At 51.3% G+C, this 22,025-nt stretch carries 17 protein-coding genes and 1 pseudogene (1 of these 18 running past the window's edge); 16 read left to right on the forward strand and 2 right to left on the reverse strand.

Translation table 11 applies throughout. The features are described from left to right. Positions 1-55 precede the first annotated feature (55 nt). The 6 genes from F4Y39_02470 (at position 56) to F4Y39_02495 (ending at position 8,266) form a co-directional block, all read left to right on the forward strand. Complete coding sequence (locus F4Y39_02470) at positions 56-2,563, forward strand: SUMF1/EgtB/PvdO family nonheme iron enzyme (protein MYC12573.1); 2,508 nt, start codon at positions 56-58, stop codon at positions 2,561-2,563. A 396-nt stretch (positions 2,564-2,959) separates the two neighbouring features. Beyond that, positions 2,960-3,784 (forward strand): hypothetical protein, encoded by an 825-nt coding sequence (locus tag F4Y39_02475; GenBank protein MYC12574.1) that lies wholly within the window; start codon positions 2,960-2,962, stop codon positions 3,782-3,784. A 296-nt stretch (positions 3,785-4,080) separates the two neighbouring features. Continuing rightward, positions 4,081-4,401, forward strand: a complete 321-nt coding sequence (locus tag F4Y39_02480) for a hypothetical protein (GenBank protein MYC12575.1) — start codon at positions 4,081-4,083, stop codon at positions 4,399-4,401. A gap of 203 nt (positions 4,402-4,604) precedes the next feature. Continuing rightward, entirely contained in the window at positions 4,605-5,534 is a 930-nt protein-coding gene (locus F4Y39_02485; protein MYC12576.1) for a hypothetical protein, read from the forward strand. Between the two features lie 10 nt (positions 5,535-5,544). Then, positions 5,545-7,287: a hypothetical protein gene (locus tag F4Y39_02490; GenBank protein MYC12577.1), complete on the forward strand. Its 1,743-nt coding sequence runs from the start codon at positions 5,545-5,547 to the stop codon at positions 7,285-7,287. A 28-nt stretch (positions 7,288-7,315) separates the two neighbouring features. Next, positions 7,316-8,266, forward strand: a complete 951-nt coding sequence (locus F4Y39_02495) for a DUF362 domain-containing protein (GenBank protein ID MYC12578.1) — start codon at positions 7,316-7,318, stop codon at positions 8,264-8,266. A 94-nt stretch (positions 8,267-8,360) separates the two neighbouring features. On the opposite strand, the gene F4Y39_02500 is transcribed toward F4Y39_02495, so the two are convergent. Both F4Y39_02500 and F4Y39_02505 read right to left on the reverse strand, forming a co-directional pair. Beyond that, on the reverse strand, positions 8,361-8,687 hold the full coding sequence (locus F4Y39_02500; protein MYC12579.1) for a hypothetical protein: 327 nt from the start codon (positions 8,685-8,687) through the stop codon (positions 8,361-8,363). A 29-nt stretch (positions 8,688-8,716) separates the two neighbouring features. After that, on the reverse strand, positions 8,717-8,998 hold the full coding sequence (locus tag F4Y39_02505; GenBank protein MYC12580.1) for a DUF433 domain-containing protein: 282 nt from the start codon (positions 8,996-8,998) through the stop codon (positions 8,717-8,719). Positions 8,999-9,164: 166 nt separating this feature from the next. Between F4Y39_02505 and F4Y39_02510 the strand changes: the two genes are divergently transcribed. The 10 genes and pseudogenes from F4Y39_02510 to F4Y39_02555 form a co-directional block, all read left to right on the forward strand. Further along, positions 9,165-10,235: an undecaprenyldiphospho-muramoylpentapeptide beta-N-acetylglucosaminyltransferase gene (locus tag F4Y39_02510; protein ID MYC12581.1), complete on the forward strand. Its 1,071-nt coding sequence runs from the start codon at positions 9,165-9,167 to the stop codon at positions 10,233-10,235. A 5-nt stretch (positions 10,236-10,240) separates the two neighbouring features. Then, entirely contained in the window at positions 10,241-12,211 is a 1,971-nt protein-coding gene (locus F4Y39_02515) for a hypothetical protein (GenBank protein MYC12582.1), read from the forward strand. Between the two features lie 22 nt (positions 12,212-12,233). Continuing rightward, positions 12,234-13,130, forward strand: coding sequence for a hypothetical protein (locus F4Y39_02520; GenBank protein MYC12583.1), 897 nt, complete (start codon positions 12,234-12,236; stop codon positions 13,128-13,130). Between the two features lie 13 nt (positions 13,131-13,143). After that, on the forward strand, positions 13,144-14,583 hold the full coding sequence (locus tag F4Y39_02525; protein ID MYC12584.1) for a sulfatase-like hydrolase/transferase: 1,440 nt from the start codon (positions 13,144-13,146) through the stop codon (positions 14,581-14,583). A gap of 11 nt (positions 14,584-14,594) precedes the next feature. Further along, positions 14,595-15,851 (forward strand): FAD-dependent oxidoreductase, encoded by a 1,257-nt coding sequence (locus F4Y39_02530; GenBank protein MYC12585.1) that lies wholly within the window; start codon positions 14,595-14,597, stop codon positions 15,849-15,851. A gap of 27 nt (positions 15,852-15,878) precedes the next feature. Continuing rightward, a complete protein-coding gene (locus F4Y39_02535) occupies positions 15,879-17,648 on the forward strand; it encodes a hypothetical protein (GenBank protein ID MYC12586.1) in 1,770 nt (589 codons plus the stop codon). Positions 17,649-17,668: 20 nt separating this feature from the next. Next, positions 17,669-18,484, forward strand: coding sequence for a creatininase family protein (locus F4Y39_02540; protein MYC12587.1), 816 nt, complete (start codon positions 17,669-17,671; stop codon positions 18,482-18,484). Further along, positions 18,351-19,448, forward strand: coding sequence for a Gfo/Idh/MocA family oxidoreductase (locus tag F4Y39_02545; protein MYC12588.1), 1,098 nt, complete (start codon positions 18,351-18,353; stop codon positions 19,446-19,448). The genes F4Y39_02540 and F4Y39_02545 overlap by 134 nt, the downstream gene beginning before the upstream one ends. Positions 19,449-19,470: 22 nt before the next feature. After that, positions 19,471-20,592: a mandelate racemase/muconate lactonizing enzyme family protein gene (locus tag F4Y39_02550; GenBank protein MYC12589.1), complete on the forward strand. Its 1,122-nt coding sequence runs from the start codon at positions 19,471-19,473 to the stop codon at positions 20,590-20,592. 118 nt (positions 20,593-20,710) lie between these two features. Further along, a pseudogene (locus F4Y39_02555) lies at positions 20,711-22,025 on the forward strand (hypothetical protein); it runs 374 nt beyond the window's last position.

A 22,025-nucleotide genomic window follows, 5' to 3' on the forward strand; every position in this document is an offset into this window, starting at 1 on the left:
GGTTTATAGTATTTCCTCTTTATACCGCACAACTTAAGTAAGGAGAGGTGTAAAAATGAAGTTCAAGAGAAAATCTATTATTGGATTGTTGGCAACGATGGGAATTGTTTTCGCGGGGATTGGTTTTGTTTATGCCCAAACCGCAGCAGATGTGGATTATGATGGCGATGGCGTAGTTGGGGTTGGCGATTTCTTGTTGTTTGTCGCCAGATTTGGGACCAATCAGGGCGATCCGAATTATGAGGCAGAATACGATCTGGATGGTGACGGACAGGTGGGTGTGTCAGACTTTTTGGTGTTCTTTGGGTTTTTCGGTCAAAGTGCTGTTCCCAACGATGCACCGGTATTGCAGCGGATTGGCGACCAGGGTGTGCCAAAAGGCGGTACCCTGACCCTGGAGTTGGTCGCTTCGGATCCGGATGGAGATAACTTGACTTACTCGGTGAGCGGTAATCCGGCGGGATCGTCGCTGTCGGGAACTACTTTCCTTTGGACGCCGACGAGCGAGTCTGAAACGCATCGGGTGACGTTCACAGTAAAAGACGGCAAAGGTGGGACGGATACCGAGACGATCACTCTCAGAGTCGTGGAGTTCCAGTTTAAGTTGATTGGACACCGGATCCAGACCGAGTTGCCCAGCTTTGTCAATATTCTGTTCCAGGTAATTGATTCCGATAACTGGGGTGTGAGTTCTTTAAGCACTAACCACTTTGAAGTGCGCGAGAACGGTCAGCCAGTGTCCCCCACCGAGTCGAAGATGCACGTTCGCAAGCGGGAGGCCATTACCCAGAGTTATACGGTCAGGACAGTTCTGATGCTCGACACCAGCGCGAGCGTAGAGCCGCATCTGGCGCAGATTAAAGAGGCAGCCATCACTCTGGTAAAAAACATGACCAATCAGCAAGAGATCGCCTTATACGAATTTTCTGAGGAGCCGGTGCTTTTGCAGAATTTTACGAATGATGTAGATGCCTTGATCAGGGCGATCCAGGGGATCCGTTTGGGTTTTGCGACCACCAACCTGTACGGTAGTGTTATCGCCGGAAGTGCACGGTGGTGGGATGCTTTTACGACAACTGGCGTACAGCAGGGGGTTATGATCATTCTGACCGACGGGAGCGACACGCAGGGATCTCATACTCTGTCAGAGGCACTTTCGGCGCGGGGAGATAAGAATATTTATACGATTGGTCTGGGGAACGAGATTGATCCGGAAGTTCTACAGGAAATTGGCAACGCCGGGTTTTTCCAAATCACCGACGTAAGCAAATTATCTGCCCAACTGACGGCTCAGTTTGTCGAGATTCAAAGTAGGATAGCTTCGTTCGCGGACAGCTTTTACTGGTTGAAGTACCTGAGTCCTAAGCGTGGAGATAGGGCTCATGAACTGGAGTTGAGCGTGAAGGGAAATCAACTCAATTCCACGATTGAAGGAGAGTTCTACAGCAGGGATTTCTGTTCGGTGCGCCAGGGTGTATATGTCAACTATTCGCCGTGTTCCGATTCCGATCCTGAAGGGGTCAAGGATCTGCAGATAACCAGGGGCGATACGGTGCGCCTCCAGGCAGTGACGTATCCGGGAGCCGAGACTCCACAGTATAGCTGGGAGTCAAGCAATAGCGATATCGTCGTGATCGAGCCAGACCCGGTTGATGCGTCGGTGGCGTGGGCTATTGCGGTTGGGGATAGGGTACAAATAGTTAATTCGTTAGAGGTGTGGCCGATTGCGGTTAGGGACACCTTGCGGACAGCGACTCTAAGGGTGTTTGACCAATCGAATAGGTTGGACAGGCAGGTGGAGGTGGAGGTGAGAGGAGAGGTGCGGTTGGAGTTACCTACACACTATTTTCCACTGCCGGGGGGCGCATCGCTGGAGATGATATGGATAGAGCCGGGAACATTTCATATGGGATCGTTGGAGGGGCTTTGGGATGATGAAGGACCAGTGCATGAGGTGACAATCAGTCAGGGATTCTACTTGGGGAAGTATGAGGTAACGCAGGAGCAGTGGGAGTTAGTGATGGGTACGCGTCCCTGGCGACGTCAAGATCATTATGTGCGTTCTTGGCCGAGTTATCCTGTCGTGTATGTATCGTGGGAGGATGCTCAGGAATTTATCAGTCGTTTGAATGCGTCGTTGAGTAGAAATTTGTACCGTTTGCCAACAGAGGCAGAGTGGGAGTATGCGTGTCGGGCTGGGACAACGACGCGCTGGTCTCATGGAGATGCCTGGGCTCAATTGCAGCATTATGCGTGGTATAATGAGTCGTCTTTTTATGAGTCTGGTCATATAGTAGGACGAAAGCGAGCGAACCCCTATGGATTGTATGACATGCATGGTAATGTATCGGAGTGGGTGCAGGATTGGTATGATCGTGATTATTATCGTTCTTCTCCATCAGTGGATCCGCAGGGTCCGTTGTCAGGTTCGAATCGCGTTATCCGGGGCGGCAACTTCGACAGCTTCGACTCGGATGTGCGGTCGGCGAGTCGCAGCAGCGAGTGGCCCGGCGGTCGCGGCTCCCGCCTCGTTGGGTTTCGCCTTCTGAGACAGGCTCAGTAGCTCTTTTCTCTTTAACGCTTTAACGTTTTGGGCCTTATCCCCCGGTCTCGTTACTTGGTGAACTAGCTTGGGGAACGGCCAGTTGTACACCTACCGCTGCGATGTAGGCTCCGCCTGTGCCTACGAGGAAAGGGGAGACGAGTTGCGTGGTTCGTGTGTGCGGTTTTTGTCTTGGGGATAAACTGGCGTGAGCGCAATGCCAAGCATGTAGTTGTCTGAATCAGGATGGAAGGATGATCAGGCTGAGGATGGTATCCTGACCGACCTGATGGGCATTTCGCTGCAGATTGAGGGAAATGTTTGCCACTATTGATTGAGATTACATGATCGGTCACGCACACGATGGAGAGAATCGCTTATTTTAAAGACAAATCCTGACCAATAGGAGGTATTCGCATGAATGGAATAATGGGAATAATAATAGGAATTGTTGTCACTATAGGGGTAGCTTGGGGCTTCTACTATCTCCAAGGAAAGAGGGATAAAGAGCTAGCTAACACAAAGGAAATAATGGGTCTTTTGGTTGAGGTCAAGAATAATGTCAGACTCGGATTGGCTATCGTAATAGTTACCATTGGATTGGGTTTCACATTACTCCTGATCCACGACGGAGACAAGAATTCTGTTCAATCACCGATCGAAAACAACAAGGTTGAGGTCAGTGCAATCCCGGACTCAATCCAAAAAAAAGAAAAGGAAAAGGACTTCTTTCACTACAAAGACCGCGGCTTGGCCGAACGCCTGAGTGACGAGCTATCAGACACTCAGGCGCAAGGGAACGACGAGAGTATGGAACAGCGGACGAACCGCCTGAATCGCGTAATTGAGGATAATCCCCTTATTGCAGACCTTCGTGATCGGGCTCGACAATACAAACCTCCATTTCAGTATATCGGAACTCCAGTCCAGGTCGGAATCCCAAGCGGAAATCGGCCTCAATCACGTACTGTTTATGTAGCCTTCGAAAGCGAATTCGCCGGAAGAGTTGTTGAAATCAGGAATCCCAAAAACGAGAAGCACCTGACGTTGCGAGCAATAGGCGCATTCCATCACACGACCTCGGTAGACTTCCAGATGAACAGGCGGCAAGCGATATATCTATTTGGTCGCGTCAACACGACAGCCAAGGCAGTGGCATTCATTCTTCCGCCATCGACACAACCCAAAGGCATTTCAGAGCACCAGTCATTTGCGCCGCTGGACGAACCAAAGTCTCAGTAGAATAGCGGAAAGCGCGATGGCGGAGAACTGTGGCCTAAATCTAGGATACGGTCGGAGGCCAAGTTTCCGTTCAGAACCAAGAACCATTGATTGTTTCGTACCACAGCAAAAGCCCGACTTGATTAGAACAGGCCGGGCTTTTGCTTTTGTGAATGCTGTTTAAGGGACAAGATTGGGAGATCGCATCACTCATCTAACATATCCTAAAATGCCTCCAGACTAGACACCTAGACCGCCGTGCGGAGCAACTGCTTGAGGCGTTGTTCAAAACTTGAATTTTAGAATCACCTTTTGACGTGACAGATGCTGGTATAATCCCTACATTTATTTTGCTGCCGGAAGAGTCACAATCCACAAAAGAGGAAAAGATGAACCATTCGAGCGGACTCGATCCTGTTATAGAGTTGTACAAAAAGGACGTCGATCGAACACTTATTCGCAAGAATCTCAAACTTTCTCATGAGGAACGGTTGCAAAATGCGATGGAACTTCAACGTTTTGCACAGGAGTTGAGAAAAGCTGGGCGTCGTGTTAAGCGAGCAGCAGGCAGACCCAAAGATCTCGAAACAATTTCAGAACTTGAAGCTATTCGAGAAGAGGAACAAAATGAGGAGTGATTTTCTGCCTATTTTACACATTTGAGTCAAAGGGGTTTACCAATCGTACAAAAAGAATGCCCTGGCATAGTTGATGCCGGGGCATTTCTATTAATAGCTGTTTGCGACCGCGTGCGTGAAAGTCATTGACAAGGCTGGAGAGCCGTCCATAATTTTGATCCGTGAACGCGAAACGTTACAAATAGTTATCCAAAGGAGACACCATGGAACCCTGGTCTTTTCTCCATATCTGCGATATGCAGCCCGGTTCGCCCCGGTCCTTTCGGTTCAATCAGCGAAATATGGACAATTGGCAGACGGCTTACCGACAGATTCAAGGTATTACCGATGTCGATCTGATGCTCGTGGGTGGCGATCTCACGCGGGATGGGGCGCTCCACGATTTTGAGTACGAAGTTGCCAAACGAGAACTCGATGCTTTGCCTTATCCGCATTATGCGATTCCGGGCAATATGGATACGTGCAACAAGCATACGGATAAAAATGGTGCTACCGGACGCGAGGATATTCGCCTGAATGTCACCGCCGAGCAACTGGATCGGTTTGTGCCCTTTTTCGGCGATTTTCCCTGGAGTTTTGTACACAAGAATGTGCGCTTTAGTGGATTTTATGCGGCTGTGGCTGGTTCGGGGTTGCCACATGAGACGCGTATGTGGCACTGGCTCGAAAGTGAGTTGCCGTCTCTTCCCCGCGCGGCGCATCACGTCGTGACGATGCACTATACTCTTTTTATGGATACGCTTGACGAACCCAAATGGGATATTACAAAAGCGGACGAATATAGAGACTGGTATTTTTCGATTGATCCGCCACACAGACAGCGCATTTTTGAGGCTTTTAAAGAGTCCGATGTGTCCATTGTTCTGAGTGGACATATTCACTGCCGCCGTCCGCCCCAGGTTGTTGAGGGTATTTCTTTTTACCGCTGCGCAGGTATAGCGATGCCTCAGGCGGCCGACCGATGGGATGATGGCGATCCTACGTTGGGGTTCTATCGTTTTGACGTGACAGATGCTGGGATAACCCCTACATTTATTTCTTTGACCGAGGAGTCGCAATCTAACGCGGGATATGGTCCAGGGGGACATCCCCGTCCTGAGGAACGCGATTATTCTCTCGCGTGGGAGAAATGAGGAGTGTCTTATGTCTGTTTTACATATTACGTCACCTGTTGCCCCTCCTGAGTGGGCACTTTTGCAACGCGAACTGATGCGCGCGCAGGCTACGGCGTGCGAGGTTTTTTATCATCGGTATTTCGATAGTCGGGGGTATCTCAAGTGCATTCCGCGGTGGGGGGGTAATGATGGGCCAGATGATGCGATAGAGAATCTTACCGGGTATTCGATGGTGCATACGCTGGGTGGCCCAACGCATATTCTCGATCTTTACAAGCAGGCGTGGGAAGGGCATATCGAACAGTATTCCGAGGCGAAGACCGAGGTTGTGCCTATCGGGCGTGACGGTATGTATTACAAGGAGTTTCCCGCGTGTTTCGACTGGTTCCACCACGGGGAATCGCTCACTATTTTTAATTTGCAGGGTTTGTCCGATCCGCATGAGGTTACTTTTGGTCATCGCGTGCGTCGCTACGCAGGTTTTTATATGGATGAAGATCCCCAGGCGAAGAATTACGATCCCGAGCACAAAGTAATCCGTAGCCTTTTCAATGGCAGTCGGGGACCTTTGTTGCGAAAAGCCACGGGTCTCGATTGGGCAGGGGATCCCTTTGAGGTCGAGGGGCGGTTTCCCGCGCCGCGCCACGGTGAGCGCAATTTTGAAGAGATGCTTATGCATTTTGAAGATTATACCGATGTGATTGGCGATCATCCCCTGAATCTGGCGGCGACTACGCTGGGTCTCAATGCTTTTGCGCTGGCTGGTGAGGAGAAATACCGCTCATGGTTGCTGGGATACGTGGATGCGTGGGCAGGTCGCGCGGCTGAGAATAACGGTATTATCCCGTCCAATATCGGTCTTGACGGTACGATTGGCGGTGCATGTGATGGCAAATGGTATGGCGGCTGTTACGGATGGGGATTTACCGTGGTTGTGCCGCAAACGGGGGATCTGGCTAACCGCAATTCCATAGCACGCGGTGTTGCGGGGTTTGGCAATGCTTTGCTTATGACGGGTGACCAGAAATATCCCATTGTCTGGCGCACTATGATCAATGCGGTGAATAGCAATAGCAAGGATGTCGATGGGGAAATACAATATCCGCATATGCACGGGGATGATGGGTGGTATAGCTATAGCCCCCAGCCCTTTAATCAGGGTGCGCTCGATGTGTATTACTGGACAATGGATGATGCCGATCTTGAGTACATTTCCGCAGATCCATGGATAGACTATCTGCGAGGAGATAATCCCGATCATCCTGCGCGTACTTTGCGAAATGCTTTGAGCGCGATTCGCGGGAAGATGGAGAATGTGCGCAATGATACGTCTTCTACGGATACCCGGTTGTCCGACGATCCATTGCCGTACAATCCCGCAACTACTGTGAATGCGCTTATCCAACTCCAACTGGGTGGTTTGGCACCGCGTCACGGCGAACCCCTGCATTGTCGCGTGCGTTATTTTGATCCCGAGAATCGCCGTCCTGGATTGCCGGCGGATGTGGCGGCTCTCGTCGAATCGCTGAGCGCGGATGGTGTTGTGTTATCACTCGTGAATGTCAATCAGACCGAATACCGCGATCTCATTGTACAGGGCGGTGCTTATGCCGAACACCAGATTATTGCTGCAGAGGTCGATGGCAGTACATCTGATCTCGATGCATCGTGGATGTCCGTTCGCCTTGGTCCCGGCTGTGGCGCGCGACTTACACTTAAAACAGAACGCTATGTCAATTCGCCCACTTTTGCGTTTCCATGGGAGAGATAGATTCAGCAATCAATAAAAGGAGTTTCTTATGTCCAGGATTAATGTTGGTCTTGCCCGCCGCGAAAATCACCGCCAGAATGTGTTTGGTGCTCTCGATCTCATCCGCGATGACGTGGTTCCCAGGCTCGCCGAGCAGGTGATGCTCAAACCCAATTTTCTTTCGTCTAAAAATCAACTGGCGTCTTCTCATCCCGATGCGATGCGAGGGGCCATTGATTTTTTGCTTACCACGCCCAATCCACCGGATGAGATTCTCATTGCCGAGGGGGGTAACGAAGATATTCCGGGAGAGGCTTTTGACAATTTTGGGTATCACGCTTTGATAGAAGAATACGATGTTCCCATTCGGCTCATTGATCTCAATTCCGAGACCCGATGGGAGACTGTGCCGATTCTTCTCGATGACCGCACTGAATACGTTATACATATGCCCAAAACTGTGCTGGATTGTCCTTGCACGATTTCAATGGCGGTTGCTAAGACCCACGATGTCACGGTTGTTACGCTCGCGCTCAAGAATATGATTATGGGAACGATCCGCAAAGAAGACCGCGTTAAGATGCACGGGTTTCCCTCGCATCCAGAACGCTTGCGTCCCAATGAGTCCAAACGACTCAATGTCAATCTTATTCGGCTCGCCAAGTATTTGGCACCGGATATCGGCGTGATCGATGGTACTGTCGGTTTGCAGGGCAATGGTCCCGGGGGGACGGATTCGGTTGATCTGGGCGTTGCCGCGGCGAGTGTAGATGTTTTTGCTGTGGATGCGGTTATGACCAGTGTTATGGGTTTTGAACCCGCGAAGCAGGGGTTGCTCTATTATGCCAATCAACTCGGCATTGGTGTGACCGATCTCAACAATATCAATATTCTCGGAACTGCTATAGAAGATGTTGCCAGGGCGTTTAAGCCGCACAAGTGGATCGAAGAACAACGCCAGTGGCACGAGCCAAATGCCATGGCCGATATTTTTGCGTGATTCAAAATAACAATAAAAAAAACTCCCGAAGCTATAATGTCATAGCTTCGGGAGTTTGGATAGATGCGTGCGGATTTTTAGATATAAAAAATTGTTATCTCCAACTGCTAAGAAATTCGACGCGATTTTTCATGTCTTCTGCGGTTAATTGACTAACAAGCTTCAATAGACACCGCATTCGTTCTCCTACTGAGTAGTGTTGCTGCAGAGAAAGAACCATTCCGGTATGGGATCGGTTTTGAGTAAGCCAGGCATTATGAAGACGACAAAAATCACCGATATTGGAACTATATAACACTCTTTCTTGTGCTGTCGCAAAGCTTAAATGTTTTTCATCTGGCTGTTCAATCATGTCGGCCTCAAGTGCCGTAATAATATCCACATCCCGATCTCTTAAAGCCCGAACCAAAGCCCTATCCATTGAATCCTCATCAAAATAAAAACAAATATTCACAACTTCAGGGTCTGTTCAAATTGCCGAGCTTCTGCTTCTTCAGACGCGATATCGGCTTCTATTTCAGATTGATTGGCATGAAAATAGGCCAATGCCGCCTGCACTTGAGCCAGGGTTAGATGTTCCAAACGGTCCGTGATTTCATCCGGTGTTAATCCCATTTGGTACCATCCCACAATACGTCGAACAGTTACCCCCGTCCCCGCAATGCGAGGTCGTCCTCCTCGTATATCATCCGAGCGGACAATTAGCGTTTCAATATCGGTCAAAGTGCTCATATCGCGATCCTATGGCTTGAAGGAGTTTTTTTGTTCACCTATTGCTCAAGCCAAATATAGTCCATAATCGGAGTTTTTGCAATAAGGTGACGGACCATTTTTCACATGATTTAAGGTTTTTTTCTACTATATTGTCGTTGTTTTTTATTTTGTACAGGAGTTTTTTTTGCCTACTATTGTCCTCATTGGCGGTGGTACTGCCGGGCATGTTACGCCCAATATTGCGCTGTTGCCCGCTTTGCGCGATGCGGGATATGATGTGCATTATGTCGGTACGCGGGACGGTATTGAGAGAGAATTGATCGCACGGGAGGACATTCCTTATTACGCAGTTCCCGCAGGCAAGCTCCGACGCTATCTGGATTGGCAAAATTTTACCGATCTCGCCCGCATCAAGTTTGGGTTTCTCAAGTCGCTGTTGCTTCTCGCCCGTATTAGACCCGATATTGTTTTTAGTAAGGGGGGATTTGTCACGCCGCCTATTATCTGGGCTGCGTGGTTGCTGGGTATTCCCGTGGTGTGTCACGAGTCGGATCTCACGCCGGGTTTGGCCAATAAGCTCGCTCTTCCATTTGCCCGGCGTATTTGTTACGCTTTTGCGGAGACAGCCAGATATTTGCCTGCTGAGAAGGCGGTTCATACGGGTATCCCGGTTCGGACAGAGCTGGGAGATGGAGATGCCCAGAGAGGGCGGGATTTGTGCGCGTTTGCGTCTGGGAAACCCGTTATTCTCATTATGGGGGGGAGTCTGGGGTCGCGTGCGATTAACGCGGCAGTTCGCGCTGCTCTCCCCGAGTTGCTTGTCGATTACCAGATTTGTCATTTGTGCGGGCAGAGCAATCTCGACCCGGCTCTTGAACAGACCGAAGGCTACGCGCAGTTTGAATATGTCGCGGATGACTTGCCTCATCTTTTTGCGGCGGCCGGTTTTATTGTTTCTCGCGCAGGTGCTACCGCGCTCTTTGAATTTCTCTCGCTTCAAAAACCCGCGCTTTTGATTCCCCTTTCCATGCAAGCCAGTCGCGGAGATCAAATCGAGAATGCCGAGGCTTTTCGAAATGCCGGTTATAGTCTCGTGCTTTCAGAAGAGGGGCTTACGCCGGATGTGCTTTGCAAAGCGATTCGCGATTTGTGCGATCAAAGCGATGTGTTGCGTCAGTCCATGTCTGATTGGCGCAGGCGCGACGCTGTTGCGGAGATCCTTTCAATCCTCGCCGATTGTCTGAATAAGAATTGATTACTATGGCACAAGAAAGACATCCATCTGTTGAACCCACCCGGTTTGTAAGAGAAGCTGTTACGCTGAAGTCTATTTTGGTGGGTATTGTGGTCATTCTGCTATCTGATGCCTATATCACATGGGGCATGTTGCATCTGGCTTCTCGTATGAATAAGTCCTATCTGCCGATGGGGCTGTTTTTTGTGTATGTGGTTCTGGTGTTGGCAAATATCGCGTTTGATCGGGCAAAGAGCAGGTGGGCTCTTTCTCAGGCTGAGTTGCAGGTTGCGCTCGGTATGGGATTGATTGGGGCGTTTTTCCCATTTTTTGGTCTGGCGAGTTTTTTGCCTACGGTGATTGCGGCGCCCTTTTATCTGGATACGCCGGAGAATGGCTGGCGGGAGCTTTTGCACGAGCATATTCCCAGGTGGATTGTTTTGCACAATGAGGATGGAGCGGCTACGCTGTTTTACGAGGGGCTTGCACCGCATCAACCGATTCCGTGGGGTGCGTGGGTGGTGCCGATTTTCTGGTGGGGGTCGTTGATTTTTGCAATTGGTTGGCTGACGTTGTGTATTATGGTGATTTTGCGGAAGCAGTGGGTGGAAAATGAGCGGTTGGAATATCCACTGATGAATGTGAGCATTAAGATGGCTGCCGGGTCAGATGATGCGGAGGGTATGGCGCATATGGTTCGGCAGCGGGGGTTTAAGATTGGCTGTTTCTTAGGTGCTATAGCTGTTTTGTGGAATATTGTGACGTTTTTTTATCCTTTGATACCGCGTTTGCCCACAACGCCAAATGCCGCCAGTTGGTTGCGCTGGATGGATGGCGCGCCGACGTTTTGGGTGCAGATCAGTATTTATATTATTGGTTTTGCCTATTTTGCGCGTGTGGAGGCTCTGTTCAGTTTTTGGGTGTTTTTTGTTTTGACGGGTATAGAGATGTCTGTGTTTGACCGTCTTGGCGTGGGGTCTTCTGTTGGGCAAGGGGGGCTGGAGGCGGTTCGGTCTCAGAGTTTTGGCGCGTTTGTGATGATTGTGCTGGTGAGTTTGTGGATGTCGCGGGGTCATTTGAAGGCGGTGTTTCGGAAGGCATTTAAGGGTGATGCTGAGGTGGATGACTCGCGGGAGGTGTTGTCTTATCGCACGGCGGTGTTTGGTCTGGGAATTGGGCTTCTTTTTGTGGGTGGATGGTTGCATCTGGCGGGTATGGAATTGAAGGTGCTGGTGCTGTATATGTTTTTTGCTGTGGCAGCTTATATCGGACTGTCCCGGATTGTGGCTGAGATGGGGTTGCCCTATGCGAATATCTCGGATACGGCGCTGAATTTTGCGCCTATTTATATTTTGGGATCGCGTGCGATTTCAGCGCCTTCTATGGTGAGTCAGGGGTTTATCTATGCGCTTTTTGCCACGACGCGCGGGTTTCTCGGTCCGCCTCTGGCACAGGCACTGAAGCTGACGAGTGGGTTGAAGTTTCGGCGGAATCGCTTGATCGGTGCGATTGCAATTGCATTGGTGTTGGGGTTTTTCGTATCCATCGGCGATACGGTTTATACTGCCTATCGGCACGGCGGATATAATCTGGGGGGGTTGACGAGGGTGGCGGGCGTTCGGAATAATTATCAGAAAGCCGTGACGTGGATCAGAAATCCCCAACCGCCGGATTGGGACAGGCTCACGTTTGCCGGGTCTGGGATGGCGATTGTGTTGTTGTTGACTTTTTTGCGGTACAATTTTATCTGGTGGCCTTTGCCCGCTGTTGGTCTGGCGCTGCAAGGTATGTATATGGCGCGTCGTCTGGTGTTTCCGGTTTTTATGGTGTGGGTTTATAAGTCGCTTATTCTGAAGTTTGGAGGCGTTGCAATGTACCGCAGGGGGCAGCCATTTTTTATTGGTTTGATGGTGGGCTATGCTTTTGCGGTGTTTTTTTCGACTTTGATTGATCATCTCTTTTTTTATGGGCACGGTCACGTCGTGCATGATTTTTGAGAGAAATCGATAGGAGGGAATAATGGAAAAGAAACGGATTAACAGATGTATCGAGCTTCTCGAGCAGGGCGAGTATCTCTATTATACGGGTGCTGGCCCCCTTACGTATGAGAATGGGAAGAAGCAGGCAAAGACGTGGGCGGATTTTTTGATGGTGGATTACGAGCACAGTCCGTTTGATGTGGTTGGTCTCCGCGCGTTTATGCAAGGGCTGGTGGATGGCGGTCCCACAAATTCGGGGCATCGCACGCCAACTGTGTTTGCGACGCTGCCGTCTAATTGTCGTACGGTGCAGGAGGTTCGCGCCAATGCATGGCAGATCAGGCATGTTTTGAGTTCGGGGGTACACGGTATTTTGCATACTCATGCGCGGCAGGCCGATGCGGTGAGGGCGTTTGTCGAGGAGTGCAGGTATCCCTTCCAGACGGCCGGACTGGATCGCGGATTGGTGCAGGGACAGCGCGGGGCGGGGGGACAGGGATATGCTGCGGGTATCTGGGGGCTTAAAGGACCGGAGTACACGCAGGTAGCGGATCCGTGGCCGCTGAATCCAGATGGCGAGTTGATGCTGGGGCTTAAAATTGAGGATAGGGAGTGTGTTGCGAATGCCGAGTATATATGCAAGGTACCGGGTCTGGCATTCGCGGAGTGGGGACCGGGGGATATGGGCATGTCCTACGGTTTTGCCGATGCTCACGATCCACCGTATCCGCCGGTTATGGAGGAGGCGCGAAGTATTGTGAAGGGTGCGTGTGATGAGAATGGGATTCATTTTTTGTGTTCGTGGAAGGATTCTTCGAAGAGTGCGGAAGAGAATATCCGGTTTTTGATGGATTGGGGCGTCAGGATTCTCTCTGGCGGCGGAGAAGATCAGGCGAGAATTGGTCGTGCAATTTCGGGCAGGCAGATGCCTGTGTGAGGGAGGAAGGTCGATGGCAAAGAAGCCCAATATTCTGTTCATTTTTAGCGACCAACATCGCCACGATGTGCTCGGCTGTGCCGGACATCCGCTGGTTCAGACGCCGAATCTGGATCGACTAACGGATTGGGGCATGCGTTTTGAGCGGGCGTGGACGCAGTGTCCGGTTTGTATGCCGTGCAGGGCTACGATGATTACGGGGCGATATACGCATGAGTTGGGGTTTACGTCTAATGTTACGGCTGATCGAGGGGATACGGTTGATGATAGTCCTTTTAAGCCCGCATGGCCGACGATTATGAAGCAGTTGCAGGGCGGGGGGTATGAGACGGCGTCAATTGGCAAGACGCACTATCACGGGCGGCCCGGCTCTCAGGAGGCGGGAGCGCGCGGAGAGCGTTTCGATACGCGGCAGTTTGGGGATTTTGTGAAGGATTTTGGGTGGGATTATGTAATGGAGGAATACGACCGGTATGGACACGTTCAGAGCCATGTGAAAAGTCCGTATATGGATTTTCTCGAGGCGCGGGGTCTCCTGGAGGCGCATCAGGAACAGATCCAGGGGATTTACAGGCTTACGCCCACGCACTGGCGGGGCGAGACGAGTGTGTTGCCGCAAGAATGCGAGTTGTCCAGTTTTATTGCCGATCACGCGATGGATTGGTTGCAGTCGCGCGATTCTGAGAAGCCGTTTTATCTCCATCTGGGTTTTGTGCAGCCGCATGTTCCGCTGATGGATGATCCGATTTGGGCGGCTTATTATGCAGATGCGGATATCGAATTGCCGGATATGACGATGCCGAGTGCCACGAATGAGGTTTGGGCAGAAAAGGTCAAACGGCTCAAGGGGCATTCTCAGGTTCAGACTATGACGGATGATTTTGTGCGCGAAGGCATCAGGCATTATCTGGGTGCTGTTTCTCTGGTCGATCAGAAGATTGGCGAGGTGATTGATACGCTGGATAAGTTGGGGGAACTGGACAATACGTGGATTATTTACAGCGCAGACCACGGCGAGATGCTCGGCGAACACCATTTGTGGGCAAAGCACTGTTTTTACGAGGGTTCGGTTCAGGTTCCGCTGATTGTCAGTCCGCCGGATCGCAAGAGCAGAGGGGTTTGTAGCGATCTCACGCAGTTGATTGATGTGGTTTCGACAATTGCAGAGATTGGGCAGGTGGCACCGCCCGAAGGTGCCCGCGGGCAATCACTATTGCCGATGTTGGAACGCGGTTCTGGGGGGTATGATTACGTGTTTTCGACGATTGAGGATTGGACCGGGGTGCGGAATGAGGACTATCGCTTTACGTTGCATGTTCCAACGGAGACGCCCTGTGAGTTGTACGATCTGGCAAGAGATCCGGGCGAGTTGAATAATTGTGTGGAAGATCCCGCCTATGGGGAGATTGTGGATCAGCTCAAAGCGGTCGTTTTGGACCATCGCGCGGGTTGAGGTCTATACAGATGAGTGAACAGGCAGAGATATTGATTGTTGGCGGTGGGGCAATCGGTGTTTGCTCGGCTTATTATTTAAGTGCTGCGGGTAGAGATGTCGCGCTGGTTGATAAAGGCGATATTTGTTCGGGGTGTTCGTATGGAAATGGGGGGCTTGTTGTGCCGAGTCACAGCATACCTCTGTCCGCTCCAGGAGTGGTGTCTCAAAGTCTGAAGTGGATGTTGAATCCAGAGAGTCCGTTTTATATTAAGCCGCGTTTGGACCGGGATTTGATTTCCTGGTTGTGGCATTTTCGCCGTGCATGTAATGAGAAGCATGTTGCGAGTGCAACGCCTGTTATTCGGGCGATGAATATGGCGAGTGTGGCGTTGTTTGAAGATATGGCATCGCTCGAAGGAATGGATTTTGGGTTTGAGAAGAGGGGGACGATCACGGCGTATAGAACCGAGAAGGGTTTGGCAAAGGCGGTTAAAGACGCACGTTTTTTGTCGGAAATGGGGGTTGAGACACGGGTTCTCAATGCCGATGAGATGGTGGCATTAAATCCGGGTATTCGGATACGGACGCTTGGGGGGATATTTTTTCCTGAGGATGCCCATCTCGTTCCGCACCGCTTTGTGCGTGAGCTGGCGGAGTATGTCGGTGGAAAGGGCGTTCGCATCCATAGGGAGACAGAGGTTCTGGGGTTTGAAATTTCGCGTGGTCGCGTGGTTGCTGTGAAGACGAATCGGGGTGATTTCCAGGCGGAGCACGTTATTTTGGCAGGCGGGTCGTGGTCGCCTGTGATTGCTAAGGATCTTCATATCAATTTGCCCATTCAACCTGCCAAGGGATATAGTATTACTTTTAAGCGACCTGATGTTTGTCCGACAACGCCATTTTCTCTGGGGGAAGCAAAGGTCGGTATTACGCCTATGGGTGATATGCTGCGGTTTGCGGGTACGCTCGAATTGGCGGGGCTTGATTTTTCGATCAATCAGCGGCGCGTGCAGGCTATTCTCAGGGCTGTGCCGGACTATTTTCCCGATTTGAATCCCGATTATCTCGATATGATAGAAATCTGGTGCGGTTTGCGGCCCTGTACGCCCGATGGTGTGCCATTTCTCGGTCGCGCTCCCGGGTTTGAGAATGTGATTGTCGCTGCCGGTCATGCTATGATCGGCATTTCTCTGGGGCCTGTTACTGGGAAGTTGGTGGCAGAATTGGTTTCCGATGAAGTGCCTTCTATTGATCTGTCTGCACTGAAAGTGGATCGATTTGGGTAGGCTGTGTTATTTTTTGAGAGGTGAAATATGGTGAAGATGTTGCTGAGGGATGTTGCGATGTCCGATCTGGCGGAGATTTACGAGCGAAATGCAGATCAATCACCCGCGCCGTATCTCAAGGATGTAGAGGCGGTAGAGCGGGCGAGGGGGTTGGCGAAGAAGAATGGGATGTGGGATGATTTGAGCGAGAATTTGGATGGGAGCCGGGAGATTCCCGTGTTGAAGCGGTCGGCTTTTCGCAATTATCAGCGGGTTGGGGATCGCATTTTGCCACAGACTGTAGCGGGTAACCGCAGGCGTGAGTTGGAGCGGGCAGCGATGGCTTTGTGGCTGGGACATCCCAATGCCGATGTGGATTATTTGCAGGATTTGCTCTGGGCGTATTGCGATGATCACACGTGGGTGATGGCTGCTCACGAAGGTCGGGCTATTGATTTGGGGTCGGCGGGATTGGGTGCTGCGTTTGCAGAAATTTTGCATGTTCTGGGTGGTCAACTCGAAGAAGAAGTGGTAGCGCGCGTTTCGCGGAAGATTGAGGAGCATATTTTTGAGCCGTTCTGGAATTATAGGCATCTGGATTTTTGGAAGACCGTGCGGATGAATTGGAATCACGTTTGCAATGGCGAGATTATTCGCGCCGCGCTGTATCAGATCCAGGATCCCGATGTGCTGGCTCATATGACCCACGCGGCGATTGTGAATTTGACGTATGCGCTGGATGGCTTTACAGATGATGGCGGGTGCGAAGAGGGGCCGGGGTATTGGGAATACGGCTTTGGGCATTTTTTGTACGTGGCCTATGCTCTGTATTTGAAGACCAATGGGGAATTGAATTTGATGGTGGATGAGACGGGCAAGATTCATCGGATATGCCAGTATCCGCTCGCGGCGCATATTCAGGGTGCGTTGCGCTCGACGTTTGCGGATTCGAGCCACGGATATACGGGTGCGCGGTCTGCGATGATTGTCAATGCGTTTTTTGATATGCCCGAACTATACGCCCTGTGCGACAAGCATTCGGATAATACTTTGAAGGTGCGAGATATGCACAGCATGGCGATGTATTCCGGATTTGAGGTGGAGGTAGAGGCGGTTGATCGGGATTATGTTTTGTCCGATTTGGGACAGGCGAAGTTGCGGGGGACGCCCGGGAAAGGGCAGTTGACGCTGATGTGTCTGGCGGGTAATAATGGAGTGCCGCACAATCACAACGATATCGGCAGTTTTATTGTGCATCGCGGGGATGCGCTCTGGTTGACGGATCCCGCGGGTCCTGTTTATAGCCAGAAGACCTTTGGTCCCGATCGCTACGATATTCTGTTTTGCAATGCGCTGGGTCATTCTGTGCCCGTGATCGACGGGCAGTTGCAGCAGCCCGGCGGGGAGTATTTCGGTACGCTGGAGGTAGAGAATTTGAATGGTGAGGGCGAAAAACGCGCGGTGATAGATATGACACACGCGTATCCCGAAGGTACGGTGAAGAGTCTGACGCGCACTTTTGTGCTGGATGGGAATGTTCTGACGATGGAAGATCGCTATGTGTTTGACGGTGTGCCGCAGACGCTTGAGGAGGGGTTTATTACATTTGAGGATGTGCAAGTTGACGGGGATTCGGTTCAGGTTGGTCCCGAAGGCGAGGGTATTATACTTTCTGCGGTGGATACACCGGGTGTGTTTTCGGTCAAGCGGTTTGAAGAGGAGTCAAAAGAAGGGCGCACAGATGAGGTGGTCACGCGCGTGATTTTTACACCGAAAGAACTATCGCAAGATTTCTGTTTGCGGTTTGCGATGGGGTGAGTTTCTGGGAGGATTCAGTTATGTATAGAGCTTCTTATGATGGTAGTAATAAGAAGGTGATGTGGCAGGAGATGTGGCGGCACGAGTTTGAGGATGCTTTGGAGCGCGATCCCGTGGTGATTGTGCCGGTGGGATCTGTGGAGCAGCACGGGCCGCATTGTCCGATGGATGTGGATATTTCGGCGCCGTTCTATATGGCGGTGGCTGTGGCGCAGCGCGTGGATGATTTTCCCGTGATTGTCGCGCCGCCGGTGTGGTCGGGGTTTACGCATTATAATATGGGATTTCCCGGTACGATTAATTTGCGCTTGGAGACGTTTCAGAATTTGCTGGCAGATATTTTTCGCAGTATTTATGCCAATGGGTTCAAGCGGATTATTTCCGTGAATGGACACGGGGGCAATGCCGCGCCCTGTCGCGCTGTTTCATGGCAGGTGGCAGAGGAGAATATTTTTACGCTGTCATTTAGCTGGTGGGATATGGTGGATAAGGAGTTGAGGGAATGGAGTGCGACAAATGAAGGCGTGGGACACGCCGGGGAGTGGGAGACGGCTGTGCAGCTTCACTTGCGCGAACATCTGGTTGATAAGAACCGTATTGATAGCGATGTGACAGGGACAAGGCCGTTTGGCGATGAGTTGTCGTTTGCGGAGTTTGCCGAGCGGAGGCGGGATACGAAAAAGGATACGGGTATTATGGGCGATGCGTTTGCTGCGAGTGCGGAAAAGGGTGCGCGTATTTTTGAACTGGCCTGTGAGCGCCTGGAACAGCTGGTGCGCGAGTATCACGAGTTGCCCGTGCGCGAGTACCGCGAGTTTGGGTCTCACTGTATTTGAAAGAGGGGGTACAACGATGTCAGAGCTAAGAGTGGGGATTATCGGTGCGGGGGGTCACGCACAGAGCCACTTCAGGATGATCCATGACGAGCCGGAAATGGCGTTGGTTGCGGTTGCAGACCTGGATCCAGAAAGATTGGCGCACACGCGAGAAACGCACGGCGTGACGTCCCTTTTTACGGATTACCGGGAGATGATCGAGAAGGTGCAATTAGACGTGGTCTATGTTGTGACCTTTCCGGGACCACTGCCCGACATTGTGATCGACTGTCTGGAGGCCGGGCTGCATACCTCGGTCGAGAAGCCGCCGGGCATCAGTTCGGATCAGACCCGACGGATGATGGAGGCAGAACGGCGATCCAGCGCCAGGGCGATTGTTTCGGTAAACCGGCGGTACATTCCAGAAGTGCTGGCGATTCGGGCCCTGCTGCAAGATCGAGGTGGACCCGTTCATGTGGCGGCGACGTACAACAAGCCGCATATTGGGGACAAGGTCCGGGATGTCGGACATCTTATCCGATTGGACGCGATCCACCATGTGGATCTGTTGCGATGGCTGGCAGGTGACGCTGTCGAGGTTTACTCAGAGGCGTGGTCTGCGCCTTCCCACCCTGCCGAGATGCGCCACAATGCCGTGATCAAGTTCGAAAGCGGCTGCCGGGGCGTGATGATGAGCCACTACGCTGTTGGATACCGCATTCAGCGGTTTGAAGCGCATGCGGAAGACTTCAGCGCGTATGTGGATCTCACGAGTGGCCCCAGGTGTGAGATTTATGCTGACGGAGAGCCGTTCGAGGACGAGCTGGATCTGGAATCGGTCGGCGGTCCCGACTTCAACGAGACCCGACATTTCGTGGCGTGCATAAAAAACGATACGCAGCCGTGGAGCACGCTTGAGGATGCGATCAAGACGATGAGGTTGTGCGAAGCGATTGAGGCGGGACATAAAGGTCAATTGGAATGATTTTTTGGGGTTGGATCGCGGTATGAAGATCGTCGATATAGATACTATTATGATTAATTCTCCTGGCCGCAAGTGGACGATTGTTCGGGTCCATACCGATGAGGGGCTTATGGGTTTGGGTGAAGCCACGTATTCGAATAAGGAACCCGTGGTCTGTGCGGCGGTTGAGCATATGAAACAAGAACTCATCGGTTGCGATCCTGCACGGATTGAGTATCTGTGGTACTATTTGTTTCGGCAATCTTCTCTCAGTGGTATCTGGCGCATGAGCGGGCCAGTGTGGATGAGTGCGCTGTCGGGTATTGATCAGGCTTTGTGGGATATAAAGGGCAAGGTGGCGGGTATGCCGGTTGTGGAGTTATTGGGTGGTGTGTTCCGCGATCGGGTCGAGGTGTACACGCATTTTGGCGGGAGTACGCCAGAGGCGGCTGCGGCGCACGCGCAACGGCTGGTGGAACTCGGTTTTCGGGCACTTAAAGGCGGTATGGGTAGCGATAGTGATGATCAATTTGATCCGTATGTCGAGACGGGCGATCCCAGACAAACAGCCGCCCGTTTTGAGGCAGTGCGCCAGGCAGTGGGTCCCGATGTCAAGCTGTTTATCGATTGTCACGGGCGTTTGACTGTGTCCGGTTGTATTCGTCTGGCACGAGTATTGGAGCCTTTTGGTCTGTACGCGTTTGAGGATCCGGTGCCGCCAGACGATTTAAGTGCTTATCCCAAGGTGCGACACGCTATTAATATTCCGGTGATGGGGTCGGAGCGGCTCAATACGAGGAGCCAGTTCCGCCAGTTGTTGGATCTGGATGGCGTCGATATTGCCCAGCCGGATTTGATGTATGCCGGGGGGATTACGGAGGTACGAAAGATCGCCGCGATTGCCGATACGTACCACGTTCCTATTTCGCCGCACAATACCAAGGGGCCGGTGGGCATTGCCGCGGCAACGCATTTGATGGCGTCTATACCCAATGCTGCGCCTATGGAACTGGTCACGGGTATTGATTGGCGCGATGAGATTATCACTGAGCCGCTGAGAATTGAAGCCGGGTATATATTGTTGCCACAGGGACCGGGCTGGGGCATAGAACTCGATATGGACGGTGTTGAGAAACACCGCTGGCGACCGGGGGATTCACGGTAAAAAATCCCTCTACCAACAGCGCCCCTTCATCGCGGCATGGTCCCCGTATAAAAGCACTAAGGGGCATGTTTGAGCAGCGATCCAGTGGTTTTGTTCTCTCCCAATCAGGAACAAATGTATGTCTCTCGCTCTTAGAGTCATCCGTCTGAAGGCCAGGCAAGTGGTGCGCTTGCGCGGTGGGACAGTTCAAATGAACTGCTATCGCAGTTGTACACCGTTCATTCGCTGTCTTTTTTCGCCTTTTGTCTTTTATCTGTGTCTATCTGCGTTCATCTGCGGATGCTTTTCGTCTGTCAGCTATGCTTCTTCTCCATACGAAGACATGCGGGCACGCGATAGCCTGTATGCTGCCGCAAAGCAAGCATTAAATGTGGGCGAACCGCGCACTGTGCGAATGATCTACTTTTTGCCGAATGACCGCCCGTTTCAGCAAGCAGTGGTTGATTCAATGAAAGTGACAATTCGCCAGATTCAGACCTTCTATGCTGATCAGATGGAGGCACACGGCTATGGTCGTAAGACCTTTCGCTTTGAAACCGATGCACAGGGCGATCCATTGGTCCATCGCGTGGATGGTCAACACCCCGATAGTCACTATCTCGACGATACATTTGACACTTTGTTTGACGAGATTGGACAAGCGTTTGATGCCAGACAGAATATTTATTTTATCGTTGTTGACAATAGTACGAATCGAATTGGGCAGGCGGCCGGTAGTGCAAGATTGATGGGGAAAAATGGTGGCATTTGCTTCGTGCCTATCGGATTTCACTGGACAACGGCGGCCCATGAACTCGGACACACTTTTGATTTGCGTCACGATTTCAATGATGATACGTACATTATGTCGTATGGTCGCGAAGGACGGTATCAATTATCTGCGTGCCATGCGGAATTTTTGTCCGTGCATCCCTATTTCGATCCCGCTATACCAACTGAAGAGGCGCAGCCACCAACTATCGAACTCGTTTCGCAGACTGGATATCCAGCTGGCTCAAAGAGCGTTTCTATCCAACTCAAAGTCAGCGATTCGGATGGGCTGCATCAAGTGATCTTATTTATTACAACAATCCCCCCACACTCTGCTACTGGATCTTATGAAGTGAAGTCGTGTCGTGGATTGGCAGGTGAAAGAGATGCCATTGTTGAATTTGATTATGATGGCGTTATTCCATCTGATAGTAGCACGAGTCTTTCTGATCCTTTCGAGCATCGGATTTATGTCGAGGCTGTTGATTCTTTTGGGAATGCTGGCAATACGCGTTTTGAGCTATTTGATATTTCGACTCAGCGCAATCTCATTGCTACCCTTGAAGGACATAGGAGAGTCAATTCCGTGTCATTTTCACCTGATGGGGCCATCCTCGCTTCTGGGGCAGGGGATCGCACAATCAAGCTGTGGGATGTTGCGACACGGACAAATATTGCCACGC

Source organism: Gemmatimonadota bacterium, assembly GCA_009838845.1.
In the GTDB taxonomy this organism is placed as follows: Bacteria; Latescibacterota; UBA2968; order UBA2968; family UBA2968; genus VXRD01.

Excerpts from the sequence above, each read along its gene's own strand:
- F4Y39_02530 (MYC12585.1), top strand. The coding sequence starts at position 14,595 with ATGAGTGAACAGGCAGAGATATTGATTGTTGGCGGTGGGGCAATCGGT.
- F4Y39_02535 (MYC12586.1), top strand. The coding sequence starts at position 15,879 with ATGGTGAAGATGTTGCTGAGGGATGTTGCGATGTCCGATCTGGCGGAG.
- F4Y39_02520 (MYC12583.1), top strand. The coding sequence starts at position 12,234 with ATGGAAAAGAAACGGATTAACAGATGTATCGAGCTTCTCGAGCAGGGC.
- F4Y39_02515 (MYC12582.1), top strand. The coding sequence starts at position 10,241 with ATGGCACAAGAAAGACATCCATCTGTTGAACCCACCCGGTTTGTAAGA.
- F4Y39_02475 (MYC12574.1), top strand. The coding sequence starts at position 2,960 with ATGAATGGAATAATGGGAATAATAATAGGAATTGTTGTCACTATAGGG.
- F4Y39_02505 (MYC12580.1), bottom strand. The coding sequence starts at position 8,998 with ATGAGCACTTTGACCGATATTGAAACGCTAATTGTCCGCTCGGATGAT.
- F4Y39_02470 (MYC12573.1), top strand. The coding sequence starts at position 56 with ATGAAGTTCAAGAGAAAATCTATTATTGGATTGTTGGCAACGATGGGA.
- F4Y39_02495 (MYC12578.1), top strand. The coding sequence starts at position 7,316 with ATGTCCAGGATTAATGTTGGTCTTGCCCGCCGCGAAAATCACCGCCAG.
- F4Y39_02525 (MYC12584.1), top strand. The coding sequence starts at position 13,144 with ATGGCAAAGAAGCCCAATATTCTGTTCATTTTTAGCGACCAACATCGC.
- F4Y39_02540 (MYC12587.1), top strand. The coding sequence starts at position 17,669 with ATGTATAGAGCTTCTTATGATGGTAGTAATAAGAAGGTGATGTGGCAG.
- F4Y39_02550 (MYC12589.1), top strand. The coding sequence starts at position 19,471 with ATGAAGATCGTCGATATAGATACTATTATGATTAATTCTCCTGGCCGC.
- F4Y39_02490 (MYC12577.1), top strand. The coding sequence starts at position 5,545 with ATGTCTGTTTTACATATTACGTCACCTGTTGCCCCTCCTGAGTGGGCA.
- F4Y39_02485 (MYC12576.1), top strand. The coding sequence starts at position 4,605 with ATGGAACCCTGGTCTTTTCTCCATATCTGCGATATGCAGCCCGGTTCG.
- F4Y39_02545 (MYC12588.1), top strand. The coding sequence starts at position 18,351 with ATGCGTTTGCTGCGAGTGCGGAAAAGGGTGCGCGTATTTTTGAACTGG.
- F4Y39_02500 (MYC12579.1), bottom strand. The coding sequence starts at position 8,687 with ATGGATAGGGCTTTGGTTCGGGCTTTAAGAGATCGGGATGTGGATATT.